20 protein-coding genes and 1 riboswitch are annotated in these 19,195 nt (G+C 69.7%); of the genes, 7 read left to right on the top strand and 13 right to left on the bottom strand.

Features of this window, described 5'->3' with window-relative positions; translation table 11 throughout:
- Positions 1 to 26: 26 nt before the first annotated feature.
- Positions 27 to 138: riboswitch (ZMP/ZTP riboswitch) on the bottom strand.
- An 8-nt stretch (positions 139 to 146) separates the two neighbouring features.
- Positions 147 to 1,415 (bottom strand): class I SAM-dependent RNA methyltransferase, encoded by a 1,269-nt coding sequence (locus KGA66_RS13385; protein WP_211468307.1) that lies wholly within the window; start codon positions 1,413 to 1,415, stop codon positions 147 to 149.
- Positions 1,416 to 1,723: 308 nt separating this feature from the next.
- Between KGA66_RS13385 and KGA66_RS13380 the strand changes: the two genes are divergently transcribed.
- Positions 1,724 to 2,383, top strand: a complete 660-nt coding sequence (locus KGA66_RS13380; protein ID WP_211468305.1) for a potassium channel family protein — start codon at positions 1,724 to 1,726, stop codon at positions 2,381 to 2,383.
- Entirely contained in the window at positions 2,383 to 3,042 is a 660-nt protein-coding gene (locus tag KGA66_RS13375; protein ID WP_211468303.1) for a potassium channel family protein, read from the top strand. Before KGA66_RS13380 ends, KGA66_RS13375 begins: the two co-directional genes overlap by 1 nt.
- 127 nt (positions 3,043 to 3,169) lie before the next feature.
- Here the strand turns inward: KGA66_RS13375 and KGA66_RS13370 are convergent, their stop codons facing one another.
- From KGA66_RS13370 to KGA66_RS13355, 4 genes are all read right to left on the bottom strand, one after another.
- Positions 3,170 to 3,829: a DUF3159 domain-containing protein gene (locus KGA66_RS13370; RefSeq protein WP_211468301.1), complete on the bottom strand. Its 660-nt coding sequence runs from the start codon at positions 3,827 to 3,829 to the stop codon at positions 3,170 to 3,172.
- Between the two features lie 257 nt (positions 3,830 to 4,086).
- Positions 4,087 to 4,830: a DUF3710 domain-containing protein gene (locus tag KGA66_RS13365; RefSeq protein ID WP_211468299.1), complete on the bottom strand. Its 744-nt coding sequence runs from the start codon at positions 4,828 to 4,830 to the stop codon at positions 4,087 to 4,089.
- Positions 4,831 to 4,900: 70 nt separating this feature from the next.
- Positions 4,901 to 5,344 carry a dUTP diphosphatase gene (gene dut / locus KGA66_RS13360; RefSeq protein ID WP_211468353.1) on the bottom strand — a complete coding sequence of 148 codons (444 nt, stop codon included), beginning with the start codon at positions 5,342 to 5,344 and terminating at the stop codon, positions 4,901 to 4,903.
- Between the two features lie 65 nt (positions 5,345 to 5,409).
- Complete coding sequence (locus KGA66_RS13355; RefSeq protein WP_438822038.1) at positions 5,410 to 6,021, bottom strand: PaaI family thioesterase; 612 nt, start codon at positions 6,019 to 6,021, stop codon at positions 5,410 to 5,412.
- A gap of 149 nt (positions 6,022 to 6,170) precedes the next feature.
- Between KGA66_RS13355 and KGA66_RS13350 the strand changes: the two genes are divergently transcribed.
- The gene (locus KGA66_RS13350) at positions 6,171 to 6,692 is read left to right on the top strand and encodes a DUF3093 domain-containing protein (RefSeq protein WP_211468297.1); all 522 of its coding nucleotides are present in this window, start codon (positions 6,171 to 6,173) and stop codon (positions 6,690 to 6,692) included.
- Between the two features lie 86 nt (positions 6,693 to 6,778).
- Here KGA66_RS13350 and KGA66_RS13345 read toward each other — a convergent pair whose 3' ends face one another.
- Positions 6,779 to 7,072, bottom strand: coding sequence for a DUF4193 domain-containing protein (locus tag KGA66_RS13345; protein ID WP_211468295.1), 294 nt, complete (start codon positions 7,070 to 7,072; stop codon positions 6,779 to 6,781).
- A 209-nt stretch (positions 7,073 to 7,281) separates the two neighbouring features.
- On the opposite strand from KGA66_RS13345, the gene KGA66_RS13340 reads away from it, so the two are divergent.
- Positions 7,282 to 7,800, top strand: a complete 519-nt coding sequence (locus KGA66_RS13340) for a gamma carbonic anhydrase family protein (protein WP_211468293.1) — start codon at positions 7,282 to 7,284, stop codon at positions 7,798 to 7,800.
- 209 nt (positions 7,801 to 8,009) lie between these two features.
- On the opposite strand, the gene KGA66_RS13335 is transcribed toward KGA66_RS13340, so the two are convergent.
- On the bottom strand, positions 8,010 to 9,392 hold the full coding sequence (locus KGA66_RS13335) for a sensor histidine kinase (RefSeq protein ID WP_211468291.1): 1,383 nt from the start codon (positions 9,390 to 9,392) through the stop codon (positions 8,010 to 8,012).
- 10 nt (positions 9,393 to 9,402) lie between these two features.
- Entirely contained in the window at positions 9,403 to 10,059 is a 657-nt protein-coding gene (locus KGA66_RS13330; RefSeq protein WP_211468289.1) for a response regulator transcription factor, read from the bottom strand.
- A gap of 370 nt (positions 10,060 to 10,429) precedes the next feature.
- Here KGA66_RS13330 and KGA66_RS13325 point away from each other — a divergent pair, with 370 nt between their 5' ends.
- A complete protein-coding gene (locus KGA66_RS13325) occupies positions 10,430 to 10,609 on the top strand; it encodes a hypothetical protein (RefSeq protein WP_211468287.1) in 180 nt (59 codons plus the stop codon).
- Positions 10,610 to 10,753: 144 nt separating this feature from the next.
- On the opposite strand, the gene KGA66_RS13320 is transcribed toward KGA66_RS13325, so the two are convergent.
- Together KGA66_RS13320 and KGA66_RS13315 are read right to left on the bottom strand one after the other, a co-directional pair.
- A complete protein-coding gene (locus tag KGA66_RS13320) occupies positions 10,754 to 11,599 on the bottom strand; it encodes an inositol monophosphatase family protein (RefSeq protein WP_246507703.1) in 846 nt (281 codons plus the stop codon).
- A complete protein-coding gene (locus KGA66_RS13315) occupies positions 11,599 to 12,678 on the bottom strand; it encodes a ferrochelatase (protein WP_211468285.1) in 1,080 nt (359 codons plus the stop codon). The genes KGA66_RS13320 and KGA66_RS13315 overlap by 1 nt, the downstream gene beginning before the upstream one ends.
- A 178-nt stretch (positions 12,679 to 12,856) precedes the next feature.
- On the opposite strand from KGA66_RS13315, the gene KGA66_RS13310 reads away from it, so the two are divergent.
- The gene (locus tag KGA66_RS13310; RefSeq protein ID WP_312886896.1) at positions 12,857 to 14,179 is read left to right on the top strand and encodes a D-arabinono-1,4-lactone oxidase; all 1,323 of its coding nucleotides are present in this window, start codon (positions 12,857 to 12,859) and stop codon (positions 14,177 to 14,179) included.
- A gap of 76 nt (positions 14,180 to 14,255) precedes the next feature.
- Here KGA66_RS13310 and miaA read toward each other — a convergent pair whose 3' ends face one another.
- From miaA to miaB, 3 genes are all read right to left on the bottom strand, one after another.
- The gene (miaA, locus tag KGA66_RS13305; RefSeq protein WP_369015866.1) at positions 14,256 to 15,206 is read right to left on the bottom strand and encodes a tRNA (adenosine(37)-N6)-dimethylallyltransferase MiaA; all 951 of its coding nucleotides are present in this window, start codon (positions 15,204 to 15,206) and stop codon (positions 14,256 to 14,258) included.
- Between the two features lie 274 nt (positions 15,207 to 15,480).
- On the bottom strand, positions 15,481 to 16,224 hold the full coding sequence (locus tag KGA66_RS13300; protein WP_211468279.1) for a class III extradiol ring-cleavage dioxygenase family protein: 744 nt from the start codon (positions 16,222 to 16,224) through the stop codon (positions 15,481 to 15,483).
- Positions 16,225 to 16,242: 18 nt separating this feature from the next.
- Positions 16,243 to 17,781, bottom strand: coding sequence for a tRNA (N6-isopentenyl adenosine(37)-C2)-methylthiotransferase MiaB (miaB, locus tag KGA66_RS13295; RefSeq protein ID WP_211468277.1), 1,539 nt, complete (start codon positions 17,779 to 17,781; stop codon positions 16,243 to 16,245).
- Between the two features lie 300 nt (positions 17,782 to 18,081).
- Between miaB and KGA66_RS13290 the strand changes: the two genes are divergently transcribed.
- Positions 18,082 to 18,993 carry a glutamate ABC transporter substrate-binding protein gene (locus KGA66_RS13290; protein ID WP_211468275.1) on the top strand — a complete coding sequence of 304 codons (912 nt, stop codon included), beginning with the start codon at positions 18,082 to 18,084 and terminating at the stop codon, positions 18,991 to 18,993.
- Positions 18,994 to 19,195: the final 202 nt, after the last annotated feature.

Here is a 19,195-nt window from a genome sequence, read left to right as displayed (position 1 = left end):
TCCATCGTTGGGCTAACTACGGTGGCGGCGAACACCCAGGCGCACGGTGCCCACTCGGAACGGCGGGCCGCTTCCCGGTGGTTACGCCCACCTAGTCGGCCTGTCTGTCACGCCGAAGCGCCAGTCGCGGCTCGCCTGAGACGATCCTAGCGATCGTCCCGGACAAGCGTCGCCACGCATTCCACATGGTGGGTCATCGGGAACAGATCGAAAGCCCGCAGGTCGGCGAGCGTGTAGCCGCGTTCGGCGAAGTAGGCGGTGTCTCGCGCCAGCGCGGCAGGATCGCAGGCGACGTACGCGATCGCGCGCGGCTTGAGCGCCGCGATGCGGTCCACGACCGCGCGCCCAGCACCGGACCGCGGCGGGTCGAGCACTACGACCTCGGCCTCGAAACCCTCCGGCGCCTGGTCCAGCGCCCTGTCCACCCGCTCCTCCACCAGCACGACCTGCTCGAACCCGGCCAGGTTGGCGGAGGCGTCGGCGAGTGCGGCCGCGTCGGCTTCCACCGCGACCACCTCGCCGTCCGCGCCGACCGCCGCGGCGAGCGGGGCCGCGAAAAGGCCGACGCCGCAGTACAGGTCCATCGCGGTCTCCCCCGGCCGCGGCTTCACCGCGTCGAGGACGGCCGCGGCGAGCGCGTCGGCCGCTGCCGGGTGCACCTGCCAGAAGCCCGACCCGCTGACCTTCCACGTCTGCCCGAGGGCGACCTCCCGCACGTGGCCGCGGCCGTGGATGCGCTGGGTGCCGCCCTTGCCGTCGCCGCGCAGAACGGACACGGGCACGTCCAACTCGACCAGTGGCACGCGGTGGCCCGCTCGCGGCGTGACGACGACGGTCCGATCGGACGACCCGGTCGCGGCGATCACCTCCACGCCCGCCATGCCGGGCCAAGCGCGCGACTCGACACCCGCCTGCTCGACGTCAGGTGACGCGATGACGCAGTGGTCCACCGGCACGATCTCGTGCGAGCGGTGCTTACGCAGGCCGACGCGGCCTTCGTCGTCAATGGCGAACTGAACGCGGGTGCGCCAGCCAAGGCCGTCCGGCGTTCCCGGCAACTCCTCCACGACGACTTCCCGGTCGATCTTCGCGAGCCTGCGCAGTTGTTCCGCGACGACCGCCGCCTTCATCCGCCGCTGCGCTTGCGGGGTCGCGTGCTGCCAGTCGCAGCCGCCGCACTTCCCCGGCCCGGCGAACCGGCAGGGGGCTTCGACCCGGTCCGGCGAGGCCAGCAGGATCTCGACGGCATCGCCCCGCAGGAAGCGGTCGCCCTCGGCTCCCTCGGTCACCTCGACCACAACACGTTCGCCCGGTAAGGCGTGCCGCACGAACACCGCCCGGCCCTCGTACCGCGCCACGCAGAACCCGCCGTGCGCGACGGGGCCGATCTCCACCTCGAAGCGCTGCCCCGCCATGCTGGGGCCGTGGTCGGCGCGCGTCTCCGGGCGCTCGGCGCGCGAGCGGCCTGTGGAAGCGTTCTCGCGAGCGGACTTCGTGCGGGATGCGTAACGAGCGGGCACTGGGGGATCCGATCTACAGCGGGCGACCGCGCCGGACGGTTCGGTCAGGCTCAAGCACCAGGGTAGAACCTTCTGAGCCTGCCGCCGGACGGCCGCCAACCCCGCCCTGGGCGGCACGCCCGACAGATGATAGACACAGAGCGGCGAAAGCCCGTGCGGCCTGTATGGGTGCGCGCCGCAGACGGACCGAGGAGACCAGGCAGTTGCATATCGTGATCATGGGCTGTGGCCGCGTGGGTTCCGCGCTGGCCCTGAGCATGGAGGACCTGGGCCACTCGGTCGCCGTGGTCGATCAGGATCCGAACGCCTTCCGTCGTCTCGGCACGGGGTTCGCGGGCCGCCGGGTGACCGGCACCGGATTCGACCGGGACACGCTCATCGACGCGGGAATCCAGGGCGCGGGCGCCTTCGCCGCGGTTTCCAGCGGCGACAACTCCAACATCCTGGCCGCCAGGGTGGCCAGGGAGACCTTCGGCGTGGAGAACGTGGTCGCGCGCATCTACGACCCGCGGCGCGCGGAGATCTACCAGCGGCTCGGGATTCCCACGGTGGCCACCGTGCGTTGGACCGCGGACCAGATGCTGCGGCGCCTGCTGCCGGCCGGCGCGGACGAGCACTGGCGGGACCCGTCCGGCACCGTGATCCTCGCCGAGGTGAACATGAACGCGAGCTGGGTCGGCCACCGGGTTTCGCGCCTGGAGGACGCGGCAGGCGTGCGTATCGCCGCCCTCACCCGTCTCGGGCACGCGATGCTTCCCAACAACGAGACCGTGCTGCAGGAAGGCGACCTCGCACACGTGGCCTTGCTCGCCTCCGAGTTGCCGAAGGTCGAGGAGATCTTCGCGAAGGGACCGGGACACTGATGCGCGTCGCCATCGCCGGAGCCGGCAACGTGGGCCGCTCCATCGCCGTGGAGCTGCTGGAGAACGGGCACGAGGTGCTGCTGATCGACAAGGAGCCGCACCAGATCGCCGTGGACGAGTTGCCGCGCGCCGAGTGGCTGCTGGCGGACGCCTGCGAGATCGTCTCGCTGGACGAGGCGGGGCTGCAACGCTGCAACGTGGCCATCGCCGCCACCGGGGACGACAAGGTCAACCTGGTCGTCTCGCTGCTGGCCAAGACCGAGTACGGGGTGCCGCGGGTGGTGGCCCGGGTCAACCATCCCAAGAACGAGTGGCTGTTCAACGACGCCTGGGGCGTCGACGTGGCGGTCTCGACTCCGCGCCTGATGTCGGCGCTGGTCGAGGAGGCGGTCTCGGTCGGCGACCTGGTGCGGCTGCTGCGGTTCAGCCAGGGCGACGCGAACCTGGTGGAACTCACCTTGCCCGCGGATGCGCCGCTTGTCGGCACGGGCATCGGCGAGGTCGCGTGGCCGGAGGACACGGCGTTGGTCGCCGTGTTACGCGGCGGACGAGTGCTCGTGCCGAGCCCGGAGAATCCGCTGGAAGCCGGCGATGAGTTGCTGTTCGTCGCCGCTCCCGATCGCGAGCAGCAACTGGAAGAACTGCTCTCGGCGCAGTAGGGCGTGCCCCGGCGGCGAGAAAGTTGCACGAAAAGCGACGCTCCCCGGCGGCTGCCTTCTCCGAGGATGGAGAGGCAGCCGCCGGGGAGCGTCGCTTGGTGCGGTAACACGCCTGGCACGCGCAGGCTCACGATGGCTGTGCGGGCAACGGTGCCTTCTTGATGATCCGCCAGCAGACGAACACGACCGCGATGTACAGGGGATATCCGAGCACGACCTTGGCCGCGCCGAGCGCGGTGATCTGGTTGGCGAGGTACAAGGGGATCTCGATGGCCACGCGCAACGCGAACATGGCGGCCAGAAGCCAGGTCGAGATCGTGAAAACCCGCAGCCGCTCCGGATGATCGCGCCAGGCCATCATCTCCCCGGTGATCGGACCGATGACCAGACCGACGATCGGCCAGCGCGCCAGGGCGCTGACGCTGAACAGCAGCGCCTCTCCGACGTTGAGCAGCACGCTGGGCAGGTAAAAGTCCTTCGCCTGGCCGGTGTACTTGGCGAATCCGGCGCACACCACGACGCCGAACAGCCCTCCCAGAGCGTGTTGGAGCTTGTCGCGCTGCGCAAGCCGCACCACGGTCAGCGCGGCCGCGACGGCGACCGCGGACCACAGTGACTCGTTCAGGTTCCTGGTCGCCGTGAAGACCGCGATGAACAGGATGCTCGGCAGCCCGGTCTCGGTGAGTCCGCGCTTGCCGCCGAAGTTGGCGAGGATCGATTCCTTGTACGCCTCTAGGCGCTCCTCATCGGTGGCGCCCGGGGCGCCGTCGCGCGGTTCCGGGACCACGGCCGCCTCCTCGGAGACCGCCGCGGGCCCTGCGCCGCAGTGGGGGGTGGCTGCACCCTCGTGAGCGGAGACTGCGCCCTCGCGAGCGGAAAAAAGGGGCGCAGCCGCGTCGGGTGGGGGGAAACCTGGCATGCCGTGCATCGTAGCCAAACGCGGCGCGACGGCGAGGGATCCGGCCGGATCAGGGGTGTTCCCCATGCGATTTCGCAAGCCCCTCCGGTCGACTCGCCGCCGCGTAGGCGCGTTCGGACCAGCAGTTACCGCACCTCGGTGATCTCCGGGCCGCGTTCGAACGGATTGAGCCCGCCGCTGTACGGAGAAGCCTCCTCAGCGGGTGGCTGCTCGGCCGGCTGGGCGTTCTTGGGCATCTCCATCGGGATCGGGTCACGCGGAGCCATCGCCTCGGTGCCGCGTACGACCACGATCTCCCGGAACACCCGGTCTACCGCCGCGGCTGCCTCGGGTTGCACGGCGCCGAGCCCGTAGACCACGCCGCGCAGGAACCAGCGCGGACCGTCGGCACCGAGAAAACGCATGACCTGCATGCCCTGGTTGCCGTCGGGCAGCCGCACCGGCACCCGCGCCCGCAGTTCGGGGCCGAGTTGGCCGACGCCGCGGTCCACGATGCCGCCCTGCTTCGTGATCTCGACCGCGATCTCGTCGCACACCTCCGCCCAGATACCCTCGCTGCGCGGCGCCGCGAAGGCGTTGACCTGCAAAGCGCTCTGCCCGAGCTCGACGCGGATGGCCACCAGCTGGCCCTGTTCGGTCATCTCGACCCGAATGTTGCCGGCCGCCGGGATCAGCAGGCCGCCGAAGTCGATCCGGCCTTCCTGGGGGTCGTCGAGCTCCGCCGCGTCCCACGGGCCGTTCTCCCGGCCGGAACCCGGCTCCGGGGTCGGCCGCGCTGCGCTCTGCGCGTCCTCGTAGACGTCGTCGGCCGACTCGTCGAAGCCGTCCTCCGGCTCCTGACCCGCGTCGCGCCCTCGCCGTCGGAACATCGTCTCGTCTCCCCATCCTGTAACCACTGTCCGCGGCTGTCCGCGTCCGACTCTGATCGCGGCGCCGCGCCTATCGGCCGGTGGAGCCGAATCCGCCCGTGCCGCGCGCCGCCTGCGGCAGCCGCACGACCTCGCGGAAACGGGCACGTTCGACCCGTTGCACCACGAGTTGGGCGATCCGGTCTCCCCGGTGGAATACCACAGGGGCATTCTTATCCAGATTGACCACGATCACCTTGACCTCGCCACGGTACCCCGCGTCCACCGTTCCAGGGGAGTTGACCAAGGCCACTCCGTAACGCGCGGCGAGACCGGAGCGTGGATGCACGAACGCCGCATAGCCCTCCGGCAGTGCCAGGGCCAGACCGGTGGGCAGCACGACGCGCTCTCCCGGCTCCACGACCGCGTCCACCGTCGTGCGCAAATCCGCGCCCGCGTCACCGGGATGGGCGTAGCTGGGCAGGGGCAGCCCCTCGTCGAGCCGGGTGACCAGCACGTCCACCGTGCCGTCGATGCCCTGGCTCGCCGACGGACCGGGTCCGGCCGCCGCAGAGCGCTCCAACTCTTCCAGGTGTTCCGTCACGGATTCACCTCGAAGGCGCGCAGAGTCCGGTGATCGCCGGGATTGTCGAGCACCGCTTGGACTTCTTCGGCGCGGCCGTGCTTGGCGAAGTGGTCGAGCCGCACCTCGACGAACAGCGCGCTGGCGCGGGCCACCGGCTCGCCGTCCGGGCCGTCGAGCCGGCCCTCGGCGCAGTGGTAGAGCTTGCGGCCGTGTACGCCGCGGCAGCGCGCGGCGAAGTGCACCGTGCGGCCCAGCGGGATCGGCCTCAGGAAGTCGGTCTCCAACCGCCCGGTGACCGCCGGAATGCGCATCATCCACTGCAGCGAGCCCATCACCTCGTCGAAAGCGAGCGTGAGCAGGCCGCCGTGGATCAGACCGGGGGCGCCTTGGTGCGCCGCTGCGACCTCGAACTGAGCGGTGACGGCGACGCCCTCGGCGGCGAACACCCGCAGATGCAGGCCGTTGGCCTGTTCATCACCGCAGGCGAAGCACATCGGGTAGTGCTGTCCGAGTTCGATGCCCGGGGCGGGTGCCTCCGGGTGTCGTTGCGCAGGTGTGGCGTCGGGCGGTGGCGTGGTCGGTGCGACCGTGGGCGCGGCAGCGGCCGCTGCGCCTTGGACCGGCACGCTCTCGGCCGGGGGTGCGGAGTCCCGCGCGCTCTGCCGGGTCACGTGGGGTGTGCTCACGCCCCAGACATTACAGCCGGCCGAATTCGCGCCTTCGGCCGACGGGGGCGGCTTAGGCAGCGCTCGGGTCATGTGTGACGCTAGGCGCTATGACGAGCGCCGGGGAATCGACGGGCAGCCGCGAGCGGACTGCCGAAGCGGTGAACGCCGCGTTGAGCGACAGGGGTCTGCTCTATCGGGAACAGTTGCGCGCGCCGCTGTCGTACTGGTTCATCGGACTGCTGTTCGGACTGAGTCTGGCGATCATCATGCTGGTCATCAGCCCGTGGTGGTCATTGGCCGCGCTGGTCGCCGGGACCGCGCTGAGCGGCGCGGCGGTGCTCGCATACGGCAGGCCGGTCATCGAGATCCGTGCGGACGGTACTCTCGCGGCCGGATCCGCCGTCCTGCCCGCCTCCGCGCTGGGCGGGGCGGACGCGCTCGACCCGGAGCGCTCGCGTGCGCTGCGGACGTACGAGGCGGATCCGCGGGCCTTCCTGTTGCTGCGCAGCTACATACCGACCGCTGTGCGTGTGGAGGTCGCCGACCCGACAGACCCGACCCCGTATCTTTACCTGTCCAGCCGCCGGCCCAAGCAGCTCGCAGCGGCGGTCAACGCGCTCCAGCGCTGACCACCGCCGGCTGCCCGAACGACCTCGGGTACCCGCCGGCTGACGGGCACCGGTTGCGAGGGGATCTCGTCCCCTCCCAACCCCGATCAGGCGCAGTCGTGGCAGATGCTCTGCCCGTTGCGCTCGTACGCCAACTGCGACTGGTGGTGCACCAGAAAGCACTTGGCGCAGGTGAACTCGTCGGCCTGGCGTGGCAGCACCCGGACGCTGAGCTCCTCGTTGGACAGGTCGGCGCCGGGCAGTTCCAGCGACTCGGCATCGCCCTCGTCCAGATCCACGACGGCCGCGGTCTTGTCGACGCGGCGGGCCTTCAACTCCTCCAGCGAGTCCTCGCTGAGCTCGTCGTCGGTCTTGCGTGGCGTGTCGTAATCGGTGGCCATTTCTCCCTCTCCCCCTTCAGGCGGTTCTCTGGTTCTGGGCACGTAACGTTTCGGGAGCCGGACTTGTGCCCGATCCGAGGCGGAGATTTTGCCTTACTTCAAGGGGTGTTACGCAACCGACACCCTCCCGCGTCCGCCGAAAGGGTGATCTGGCAGGATGGGCCGACCTCCGGTCACGCACCCCTACCCAGTCATGGAAGGTTTGCCCCATGCCGATTTACGCCTTGGGCGACCACGTCCCGACGCTGCATCCTAAGGCATACATCCATCCGGATGCTGTCGTGATCGGGCAGGTCAGCGTGGGTGCAGAGAGCACGGTGTGGCCGGGGGCGGTACTGCGCGGCGACTACGGGTCCATCACGGTCGGCGAGCGCACATCTGTTCAGGACGGTGCGGTCCTGCACGCGACGGATGAGCTCGCGACAGTAATCGGCTCCGAATGTGTTATCGGTCACATCGCCCATTTGGAGGGGTGTGTGGTCGAGGATCGCTGCCTGATCGGCTCCGGGTCGATCGTGCTGCACCGCGCAGTCATCCGCAGCGGCGCACTCGTAGGCGCGGGTGCCGTCGTGTCCCCCGGTACCGAGGTGCCCACCGGCGCGATGGCCCTCGGCGTGCCGGCGAAGATCCGCACAGATGCCGTGCCTCCGGGCGCCTTCGACGACGCGGTGGCGCGATACGTCGCGAACGGCGCGTCTTACGCTCAAGAGTTGAGGCGGATCGGCTAGGCCACTCTGTCGTCCGAGTTCTTTGATTACCCTCGCGGTGCTCAATCAACGCAGTGGGTCGTCTGTGGGTGTTTCGGCAACGCGGCCAGGCGGGATGCGGGGGCCGATTTTCACGGCGGATTTCCGGCGCGGGACACTAGCAGCACGGAGCCCGGACAGCGGCGCGCCGGGGGGGCCGTTCGGGTGACCGCTTCGCGGGACCTGGCCCGTCACCGGTCATAGTCGACGGCAGGGATCCAGACCCGCACGATGAGGCCGCCTTCGGAGCGCGGCTGGACCGCGATGCGGCCGCGGTGCGCTGAGACGATCGCGCGGACGATGGAGAGGCCGAGGCCGGCGCCGCGGTCTGCCGGGTCCGGCGACCCTCCCGCGCCGCGCTTGAGCCGCCGGAAGGGCTCGAAGAGGCTCTCAGCGGCAGCCTCGGGCACGACGGGTCCGCTGTTGGCCACCACCAGCAGGCCGTGGGTTCTCTGGTCGTAGGTGACCACGTCGACCCACCCACCGGGCATGTTGTACCGCAGCCCGTTCTGAATCAGGTTCGTCGCCACGCGCTCGAGTAGGGCCGCGTCGCCGAACGAGGCAGCAGGCCCGAGATCGGTACGTACCGTGACGGCGCGCTCGGCGGCTTCAGCCTCGCACTGAGCGGCGGCACGGCGGGCAACCGCGGCGAGATCGACCGGGGACGGATTGACGAGCGCATTGTCGGCTCGGGCAAGCGCGAGCAGTCCCTCGATCATGCGCTCGGAGCGCTCGTTCGTAGTGAGCAGCGCCTTGGCCAGTTGCTCGGTCGGCTTAGGCACGTCGGGATCGGCGAGCGCCACCTCCAGGAGCGTGCGGTTGATCGCCAGCGGCGTGCGCAACTCGTGCGAGACGTTGCCGGTGAACCGCCGCTGGCTTTGGAAGGCGAGGTCGAGCCGGTCAAGCATCTCGTCGAAGGTGTCGGCCAGCTCCCGCAGCTCGTCGCTGGGTCCGTCGAGCGAGATCCTGGTGCGCGCGGCCGCGTCGGGCCGGTGCGCGATGCGCCGGGCGGCGGCGGTGACCCGGCTCAACGGGCGCAGCACACGCCCGGCGACCCAGTAGCCGACGCCGAAGGCCGCGACGCTCGTGACCGCGAGACCGAGCAGCGAGGAGACCAGGATGCCGCGCAGTGTGTCGGAGCGCTCCAGCCGATTGCACAACGCGCTCTGAGCGCCGGTCAGCCGGATCCCGGCGGCGCGGTCCGCCGCCGTCAACGTGCACCAGGACGGCAGGTTCGCCCGCGGGTGGTTCAGCCGCCAGAGCACCAGAAGGTAGATCAGCGTGATCAGGACTATGCCGGCGCCGACGAACAACGCCCCGTAGATCAGGGCGAGTTTCGCGCGCACGGTCAGGCCGCGCGGGGCGGCCGCACGCCCCGCGCGGCGGCCGAAGGGTGGCGTCGCCTCGGTGGCCGTCGTGTAGTGGCCCGAGGCGGTGAGCGGAACGACGGTCTGCGCGAGCGGGTCAGGCGGTCTTACCCCGGCGGGGTTCGTGGCTCCTGGGCCGCTGCCGTCCGGAGCGTCACCCCGTCGCAAATTCACGTTCTGCGTATTCGAGTTCGGATCACCGGTCATGATTCGCCGCTCACGCGATGCGGTAACCGGCACCAGGCACGGTCAACACCACTGGCGGATCACCCAGGCGCTTACGCAGCGTCATGACCGTGACTCGCACGACGTTCGTGAACGGGTCTGCGTTCTCGTCCCATGCCTTCTCCAGCAGCCGTTCGGCGGTCACCGCCGTGCCGTCCGCTCGCATGAGGACTTCCAGGACGGCGAACTCTTTCGGTGAGAGAGTGACCGGCGCACCGTCGCGAGTGACTTCGCGGCGCGCCGGGTCGAGCCGCAACCCCGCGCGTTCCAGTACCGGCGGGACCGGCACGACGGCCCGGCGGCCGAGCGCGCGCACCCGTGCCACCAGTTCGACGAAGGAGAACGGCTTTCCGAGGTAGTCGTCCGCTCCGAGAGAGAGGCCGGCGACCCGGTCGGTGACGTCCGCGGCAGCGGTCAGCATGATCACCCGGGTGGCGCAGCCGGAGGAGACGACCAGACGGCAGACCTCGTCACCGGACAGGGCGGGCAGATCGCGATCCAGTACCACGACGTCGTAGTCGTTCACGCTGGCGCGTTCCCAGGCCGATTCGCCGTCGTAGACCACGTCTACGGCCATCGCCTCACGGCGCAGTCCGGTGGCGATCGCGTCGGCCAGCAACTGCTCATCCTCGGCGACCAAGACCCGCATGTTCCGTACGCCTCCGCTTCACCGTGGCTTCACGCCCGACCGATATTCATCGGTCGAGGCTCGCTCGAAGAGAACAGCCTGCCGCGCGCCGCGTAAAGGGAGGGTCAAGAAAGGACGGCGTCCCAACGGATGGTTTGGCGGTCAGCCGGTTCGGGAAGCTTGACCCAGATGGCTCAACCTGCCGGTACGGCGGCGTGGGCACTTGGTGAGTGCGGCACGACCTACGAGCTAGATCCATTCCCGGTACGAACATCAGGAAGGCGACTCCCTACACCCGCGGCCGATCCGGCCCCGACGTCTACGGCTTTGGCGGCAGCCCGGACCCTCACCGGAACGCCTGTCCGCCCCTCCCCGCGCAAGGAGCGAACCAATGGGAGAGTTCTCCATTCGTCTGCGTCAGCGCATCTACGACACGGAGACGGCCCTGCGCCGTGCTGTGTACGCAAAGGACCCGTATGCGGTCCAAGTTGAGCAGGGCGAGCTCGACTCCCTGCTGCGGATCGCGGCCGAGCACGGCGTAGATGTCGCGCCGTCTACCACCGCCGCCTGATCATCTCCCGAGCTGAACCACGAGACTCCGAACAAGCGCCCCACGCCCTGCGCGGTGTGGGGCGCTTAGCATTCGCGCGGGATACCCGCCGCGACTGCGCAGCGTCATGCGGTGTTAGATAGCGAATCACTGGGTCATCGGACGTCAGTAATCGACTGCGTCGGCGCCGAGCTCCCTCAATGCTTCGTGGAGCGCCTCGAAGGTCCCTGGAGGAGCCGCCAGAGCCATCTGCTCGCTCGCGGGGGCACCCTCGAAGCCCCCGACGATCGCGCCCGCCTCCGTGGCGATCAGAGCCCCGGCACAGCGATCCCAGTGGTGTGTTCCCCGCTCGTAGTAGCCGTCCACCCGGCCCGCTGCGACCGCGCACAGGTCCAACGCCGCCGAACCGGCTCGCCGGATGTCACGTACCCGCGGCAGCAGCGCACCGGCGATCGCGCCTTGGCGTCGCCGACGCTCGGCACGATAACCGAAACCGGTGGCTATCAGAGCGGAACCAAGCTCGGTGGTCGGTCTGACGCGAAGCTTCTCATCGTTGCACCAGGCCCCGGCGCCCCGCACCGCCGTGTACAGCTCACCGAGACGGGGAGCGGCTACGACGCCTGCGACTGTGATCCCATCCACCTCCACGCCCACGGAGACGGCCCAGTGCGGTAAGTCGTAAAGGTAGTTCACCGTGCCGTCGATCGGGTCGATGACCCAACGCACCGCGCTGCGCCCTGATTCGGCGCCGCCTTCCTCACCGAGGAAAGCGTCATCGGGCCGCTGTCCGAGGATCAGCTCCCGGATGAGCGATTCGGCCGCGGTGTCCATCTCGGTCACCACGTCGGTCGGACTGGATTTGGTCTCCGCGACGCCGAGGTCCGCCGGCCGCCGCTCGACCGCGAGCCGAGCGGCCTGCGTCGCCGCCGCACGGGCCAGATCCAGCAACCGCCATGGGTCCAATGCCGTGCCGCCGCTGACACCCGCCATCGGTGCGTCCCGCTGCGCCATCAGTCTGAGCCGCACAACGCCGGGCGGTGCGCCCTCGGGTTGGCGCAGCATCCGGCTCGGCACACGTCCGGCATCACGCCCAGCGACCCGAGGGCCTTGGGCCTGGGCTGTTCGCCGCGCGCCCGCGCCGCTCGTTCGAGCACGAGGTCACGGATCGCGGCGACAAATTGCGGATCAGTGCCCACGGTGGCCGCACGGGCGAAGGGCAGGGCGAGCTTGGCCGCCGTCTCGGCCGCCTCGGTATCCAGGTCGTAGACCACCTCCATGTGGTCCGAGACGAAGCCGATCGGGACCGCGACGGCCGCGGCGGGGCCCTGAGCCGAGCGCTCGCACAGGTGGTCGCCGATGTCCGGTTCCAGCCAGGGCTGGCTCGGCGGTCCGCTGCGGCTGCAGTACGTCAACGTGCTCACCCGGCCGCTGACCCCGGTGGCCAGCTCCACACCCTGAGCCACCAGATGCGCGACTGTGCGGTGCTGTTCGACGTAAAGGCTCGACTCCGCCAGGACAAGCGGCAGCGAGTGCGTAACGAACACAAGCTCGGCGGCATCGCGCACAGACGCGTCGAGCGCGCCCAGCGCATCGACCGTCGAGCGGATCATGGGCTCGACGAAACCCGGGTGGTCGTAGTAGGCGCGGATGCGATCGAGAGACAGCCCCGCGCTCCCCGCGCCGCCCGACTCCATCGCCGCGGCCAGATCTTCGCGGTACTGGCGGCAACCGGAGTACGACGAATAGGCCGAAGTGACGAAGACCACGGCGCGGCGTACTCCGTCGGCCGCCATCTGAGCGAGCGTGTCCGCGACGTATGGGTCCCAGTTCCGGTTGCCCCAGTAGATCGGCAGATCCAGTCCTTGCCCGGCGAAGTCGCGTTCGAGCGCGGCGATCAGGGCCCGGTTCTGCCCGTTGATCGGACTGACGCCGCCGAAATGGAAGTAGTGCGCGCCGACCTCGACCAGGCGCTCTTTGGGGATTGCGCGACCTCGGGTGACGTTCTCCAGGAACGGCACCACGTCTTCCGGTCCCTCCGGTCCGCCGAAGGACAGCAGCAGCAGAGCGTCGTACGGGCTGGCCAAAGACATGAAGCCATCCTCGCACGCCTGCTGCCGCAGGCCGCGGCCGGAGCCTGCGAAACCGGCCGTACGCGCTTGACGGCTCTTGACGCCCGGGCGCATGTCGCGTTGGCTACGCGCGAGAGCCCCGCGCGGGACGGCCCGCGCTCGGCACCGCGCCGACCTGAAGAGATGGGCGAACTGGGCTGTGAGCACTGAGGCGAGCGCCGCGCCGACCCGCACGTGGACCAACTGGGCCGGCAACCAGAAATCCCGGGTGCGGCGCATAGCCACGCCGGGAAGCACCGCCGAGGTCGCGCAGGTCGTGCGGGAGGCCGCCGGCCAGGGACTGGCCGTCAAACCGGTCGGCACCGGCCATTCCTTCACCCCGGTCGCGGTGACCGACGGGGTACTGGTTCGTCTCGAGCACCTGGCGCGCCTGCGGTCGGCGGACAAGGCGTCCGGGCTTGTCACCGTCGAGGCGGGCATGCCCTTGTGGCGCTTCAACGAACTGCTGGCCGAACAGGGCCTGGCGCTGACCAACATGGGCGACATCCAGGAGCAGACCGTCTCCGGGGCGATCGGCACCGGCACGCACGGGACCGGAAAAGCGAGCGCGTCCATCGCCGCGCAGGTCGCGGCGCTGGAACTGGTGCTCGCCGACGGGTCGACGGTGAGCTGCTCGGCGACCGAGCGCCCCGAACTGTTCGAGGCGGCGCGCATCGGGCTCGGCGCCATCGGCGTGATCACCTCGGTCACCTTCCGCACCGAGCCGGCCTTCCTGCTGGCCGCGCAGGAGGAACCGATGCGGCTCGACGCGGTGCTCGATTCCTTCGATCAGCTGTGGCAGGACAACGAGCATTTCGAGTTCTGGTGGTTCCCGCACACCGACACCACCATGCTCAAGCGGAACAACCGCACGGCCGGACCGGCGGCCCCGCTCTCGCGCGGACGCACGTGGTTCGAGGACGAGTTCCTGTCCAACACGTTCTACTCGGGACTGCTCAAGGCGGGCCGCAGCGCGCCGCGCGCCGTTCCCGCCATCAACAAACTCGCGGCAAGGGCCCTGTCGGCGCGCAGCTATACAGACCGGTCGGACAAGGTGTTCACTTCGCCGCGGCGCTTCAAGTTCCTTGAGATGGAATACGCACTGCCGCGGGCGGCAACCGTTCCAGCGCTGCGTGAGGTGCGGCGAATGCTTCAGGACGCCGGCCTGCGCATCAGCATCCCGATCGAGGTCCGCACGGCACCGGCCGACAAGCTGTGGCTCTCGACCGCGTACGGCCGCGACACCGCCTATCTGGCGTTCCACATGCCCAACGGCGTGAGTCCGACCGAGTACTTCGAGAACGCCGAGTCCATCATGGTCGCGTACGACGGACGCCCGCATTGGGGCAAGCTGCACACGCGTGACAGGGACTACTTCGCTACGGCGTATCCACGTTTCGACGATTTCCTCGCCGTACGCGATAAGGCGGACCCGCAGCGCGTATTCGCCAATGCGTACACCCGGCGCGTTTTCGGCTCCTGAACCAGGCTGACGCGCAGTCAGAACCTCAGTCGGAGCTGCGGTCAGCGCCGTCTGGGCCGCAGTCGGGGGGTCTCGGTCAACCGCGCACGAGTTCCAGCGCGGCTTGGTAAAGTCCTGCGACCCCTTGGTCGAGCCAGTGCACGTGCGGGTCGCGGCGGAACCACGATTCCTGGCGCCGGGCGAAGCGCTTGGTCTCCTTCACCGTCAGTTCCCGTGCTTCCTGCTCCGAGCACTCTCCGGCGAGGAACGCGAGCACCTGCTTGTATCCGAGCGCCCGGCTCGCGGTGGCGCCTTCGCGCAGGCCGATCCGTTCCAGCACACGGACCTCATCGACCAGTCCACGTTCCCACATGACGTCCACGCGGCGCGTAATGCGCTCGTCCAAGACAGCGCGGTCTGCGGTAAGGCCGAGGCGCAGTGTGTGCGGGTAATGCGGGCTGTGGCCCGGCAAGGTGGCGGTGAACCGGCCGCCCGTCAGCTCGATCACCTCAAGCGCCCGCACGATGCGGCGGCCGTTGGACGGCAGAATCGCGGCCGCGGCCCCCGGGTCGGCCGCGGCCAGTCGGGCGTGCATTGCGCCGGCACCGAGTTCCGCGAGTTGCGCCTCGAGTTCGGCGCGCAGTTCCGGATCCGTCCCGGGGAACTCGAAGTCGTCGAGCGTGGCGTGGACGTAGAGACCGGATCCACCGACCAGGATCGCCGGTTTTCCCTCGGCCAGCAGCCGGTCGAGGGTCACGCGCGCCAAGCGCTGGTACTCGGCGACGGCGGCGCGTTCAGTCACCTGCCAGATATCCAGCAGATGGTGCGGTACGCCCTGCCGCTCGGCTTCGGTGAGCTTCGCGGTACCGATGTCCATACCGCGGTAGAGCTGCATCGAGTCCGCGTTGACGATTTCACCGCCGACCGCCCTGGCGAGCGCCACAGCCAGGTCCGACTTGCCGACTGCGGTCGGACCCAGCACGGCGATGACCGCCGGCCTGCCGTGCGCCGCGGAGGATTCGGCTGCCCCGCCGGTCTCGGTTCTCAGCCGGTCGGGCAGCGCCTCACCCTCATAGACCGTCGCGGTCGACCGCGACGGCGCCTGCTGCGTCACTGGCCCTGTCACAGGGTCCATCCTCGCAGCTCTCGCGCGCTCTCTCACGCGCTGTCCCCCGGGCGGGCGGCGACCAATCGATCCGACCGTGGCCAGTTCTTCGGGCTTCCGGACACAGCGCCACCCCGGGGCCCAGCCTGAGGATCGCGCAGGCATCATCTTTACAGGCTCACGCGGGGCGACGAGCGAAAGGGCCGAAGCCGAGCAGTCAGCGAGCGGCGTCGCGCGCAGTGGCATCCGGTTCCGCACCGGTCCACAGCGCCGTGAAGTAACCGACGCCGTAAGGCGCTCGGTAGGAGAGCAGTTCGCCATGCCACGCGCGGCTGGAAGCGGCCATGGCCGCCCCGGCCAGTGCCTGCCAGGGCGCCCGGCCCGCCACCATCAGCGTGCGCGCGGCAGTCGGGTCCACGGCCGCGAGCGCCGCCGCGTCCGCGTCGGCCAGCGCGCGGGCGACCGCGTCGTCGAAGGGTTCGGCGCGCTCGTCGAAGTAGCCCGGAGCCTTGGGCGTGCGCCGGGCCGAGCCGTCTCCCATGATGAGCAGCGCCACCCGTGCGGCCCGCTCGCCCAGCATCCGGCCGAGCCGAGCGCACTCTCCCGGCTCGGTCTGCTCGCCCACTTCCCACCCCTCGTGCGCGGGCACCGCGGCCGGGAAGGTTCGCTCAAGCATCCAGCGGCCGATCAGCAGACCGCAGCAGGGTTCCGTGGCTCCGTCGTGCCCTCCGACGCTGTAGTCGACGCCGAAACGGCGCAACGAGCCGGTCAGCCCGGTCCTTCGGGCGCCCGAGCCCTCGGTTGGCGCGAGCACGATCAGCAAATCCGTTCGCTCGCCGCACAGCCGGGCTACCGCGTCGAGCGCGGCGCTGCGCACGTCCGCCAGTTCCCCAGCGGCATTGCCCGCGATCTGCGGGACGAGCAACGGTGTCTGCGGGCATACTGCGGCCGCGACGAGCATTCTCGAACCGTTCCGCGCTCAGCCGCAGACCGGAGCCGGCGAAAGCGGCGCGGGTGAGCCCACGCCTGGCATCCCGAGCGACACGACCGGCTTGGCGTTTGCAGCCGCGTGACGCGCCTCCCACGCATCTCCGGAGCGCAGACGTCGCAGCGTGCGTACCGCACTCCCGTTTTCATCACCGTCCGCGACGAGGTGGTGTGGCGCGGCGTAGGTGATCCGCGTCGTGACCAGGTCACCGGGCCGGGGACGCTGCTCTTCTCTCGTCCCGTCCGCCGTGGCGTCCCCGACGGCGAAGTGCACGAGCCGATTGTCGCGGGCGCGACCGGACATCCGGTGCGTCGCGCCGTCCTTGCGTCCCTCGCCCTCCGCGACCAGCAGCTCGACCTCCGTGCCGACCAGCTTGCGGTTCTCCGCCCAGGAGATCTCCTCCTGCAATGCGACAAGGCGCTCGTAGCGCTCCTGCACGACCTGCTTGGGCACTTGGCCGTCCATCTCGGCGGCCGGAGTGCCGGGGCGCTTCGAGTACTGGAACGTGAACGCCGAGGCGAACCGGGACTCGCGCACGACGTGCAACGTCTGTTCGAAGTCGGCCTCGGTTTCGCCGGGGAAGCCGACGATGACGTCCGTCGTGATGGCGGCGTGCGGGATCGCCTTACGCACGCGCTCGATGATCCCCAGGTAGCGCTCCTGGCGATACGAACGGCGCATGGCGCGCAGCACGGCATCCGAGCCTGATTGAAGCGGCATGTGTAGCGAGGGCATCACGTTCGGCGTCTGCGCCATGGCCGCTATCACGTCATCCGTGAAGTCGCGCGGATGAGGGGAGGTGAAGCGGACCCGCTCCAGTCCCTCGATCCGCCCGCAGGCCCGCAGCAGCCCGGAGAACGCCTCGCTGTCCGCACCAGGCCCGCCGTCGACGGAGCCGAGCCCGACTCCGTACGAGTTGACGTTCTGCCCGAGCAGCGTGATCTCCACGACTCCCTCGGCGACCAGCGCCTCGATCTCGGCCAGGATCTCGCCCGGTCGCCGGTCCCGCTCGGTGCCGCGCAGGGACGGCACGATGCAGAAGGTGCATTTGTTGTTACAGCCGACGGAGATCGAGACCCAGGCCGCGTAGGCGGACTCACGCCGAGAGGGCAGCGTGGAGGGGAAGACCTCCAGCGCCTCGGCGATCTCCACCTGCGCCTCCTGCCGCACGCGGGCACGCTCAAGCAACACGGGCAGGGCCGCGAGGTTATGCGTGCCGAACACCACGTCGACGTAGGGTGCGCGGCGGATCACCTCACCGCGGTCCTTCTGCGCGAGACAGCCGCCGACCGCGATCTGCATGCCGGGCCGCTGTGCCTTTACCGAGGCGAGGTGCCCGAGGTTGCCGTACAGCCGGTTGTCCGCGTTCTCACGCACGGCGCAGGTGTTGAAGACCACCACATCGGCCGACTCGCCCTGCTCGGCACGCTCGTAGCCGGCGCTCTCCAGCAGGCCGGAGAGCCGCTCGGAGTCGTGCACGTTCATCTGGCAGCCGTACGTGACGATCTCGTACTTCCTGGAGGAGGACATTCCAGCCGTACCACTCTCATCCGCTTCGCCGCGACGCGGCGGCCCGTGCGGGCCACGGCCGCCAGCCCTGCGCGCGACGGCCACTGAGCAATTTTGCCACGTCGAGTCGCGCGGCCGGCGCCCCGAACCTGCCGCGGCGGCCCGCTGGGCGTGGGGCGGGCGGCACGCCGCGAGATCGGAAGGCCGCCGCGGCTCCGTTACCCGACCGTTATTGCCCGCCGTGACGAATAAGGCTGACACGCGCTACCTTTCCGAACCGGGAAGAGCATTCGGGGCGGCAGCGGCATGAGGGGCGTACACGTGCGACGACGGGGATGGCTGGGACTCCTGCTCGCCATGGCGGTCACGGCGGGCACGACCACGGGCTGCGTCACCATCTCGCCGATCGCGGCCACCGGCGACTTTCCCGTGGCCGCCGGGGTCCGGCTGGACAACTCGCCCACCTTCCAGCGGATGGCTCAGCGGGACCAGGGCCGTGGCCGCATCGTCATCGGCGTCAAGAACGACCAGCCCGGGCTCGGCTACTACGACGAGAGCACGAAGACCTACACCGGCTTCGACGTCGAGATCGCGCAACTGGTGGCGGCCAGGCTCGGGTTCGGCCGCGCACGCATCCAGTTCGTGCCGATCACCTCCGCTAACCGCGAGAACGCCCTGCAGAACGGCTCGGTCGACCTCGTGGTGGCCTCGTACTCGTACAGCCCGGACCGGGCCCAGAACGTCTCCTTCGCCGGGCCGTATTTCCAGACCGACGAGGGACTGCTGGTGCGCTCCGACGAGAGCGGCGTGACCGGCGTGACCTCGTTCACCGCGGGCGACACCGTGTGCTCGACCTCGGGATCGACCTCGTTCACTCCGCTCGCGTCGCTCACCCGCGCCCAGCCGGTGTCGCGCGGTTCGTTCTCCGAGTGCGTCGCGGCGCTCAAGGACCACAGCGTGAGTGGCGTGTACACCGACCTCGCCGTCCTGGCCGGGTACGCGTTGCAGGATCCCGCGCACCTGCGCCTGATCGCGGTCCCCCAGGCCGGGGACACTCAGCTTTACGGCATCGGGCTGCCGTACGGGGACGACCTGTTGCGCCGCAAGATCGACGACATTCTGGTGGCCGCCGAGAAGGACGGCACCTGGCAGGCGATCTTCAACGCGACGCTGGCGCCTTCGGGCATCGAGGCGATCACGCCGCGGGACGGCGTGTGGATGACGAGATCGTGACAGCGTCCACCACAACGTCCTGCGACGCCTAGGCGATACTTCGCGACCTCGGGCCAGGTGGCTGGTGTCGAGCTAAGGGCCTGGAAATGAACGACACGCTCATTCGGGCGGTTCGGTCGCAATCAGGTCGTAGTTCCACTCGCCGTGGAACTCGTGTGGTCTGACGTGCCGCTCCTTCAGCAGTCGCATCTCGCGGTCGCTG

The organism is Actinocrinis puniceicyclus, from assembly GCF_018283645.1.
GTDB classification, from domain to species: domain Bacteria; phylum Actinomycetota; class Actinomycetes; order Streptomycetales; family Catenulisporaceae; genus Actinocrinis; species Actinocrinis puniceicyclus.
Note: the sequence above shows the minus strand (reverse complement) of the source record. Positions and strands in the feature narration are given on the sequence as shown.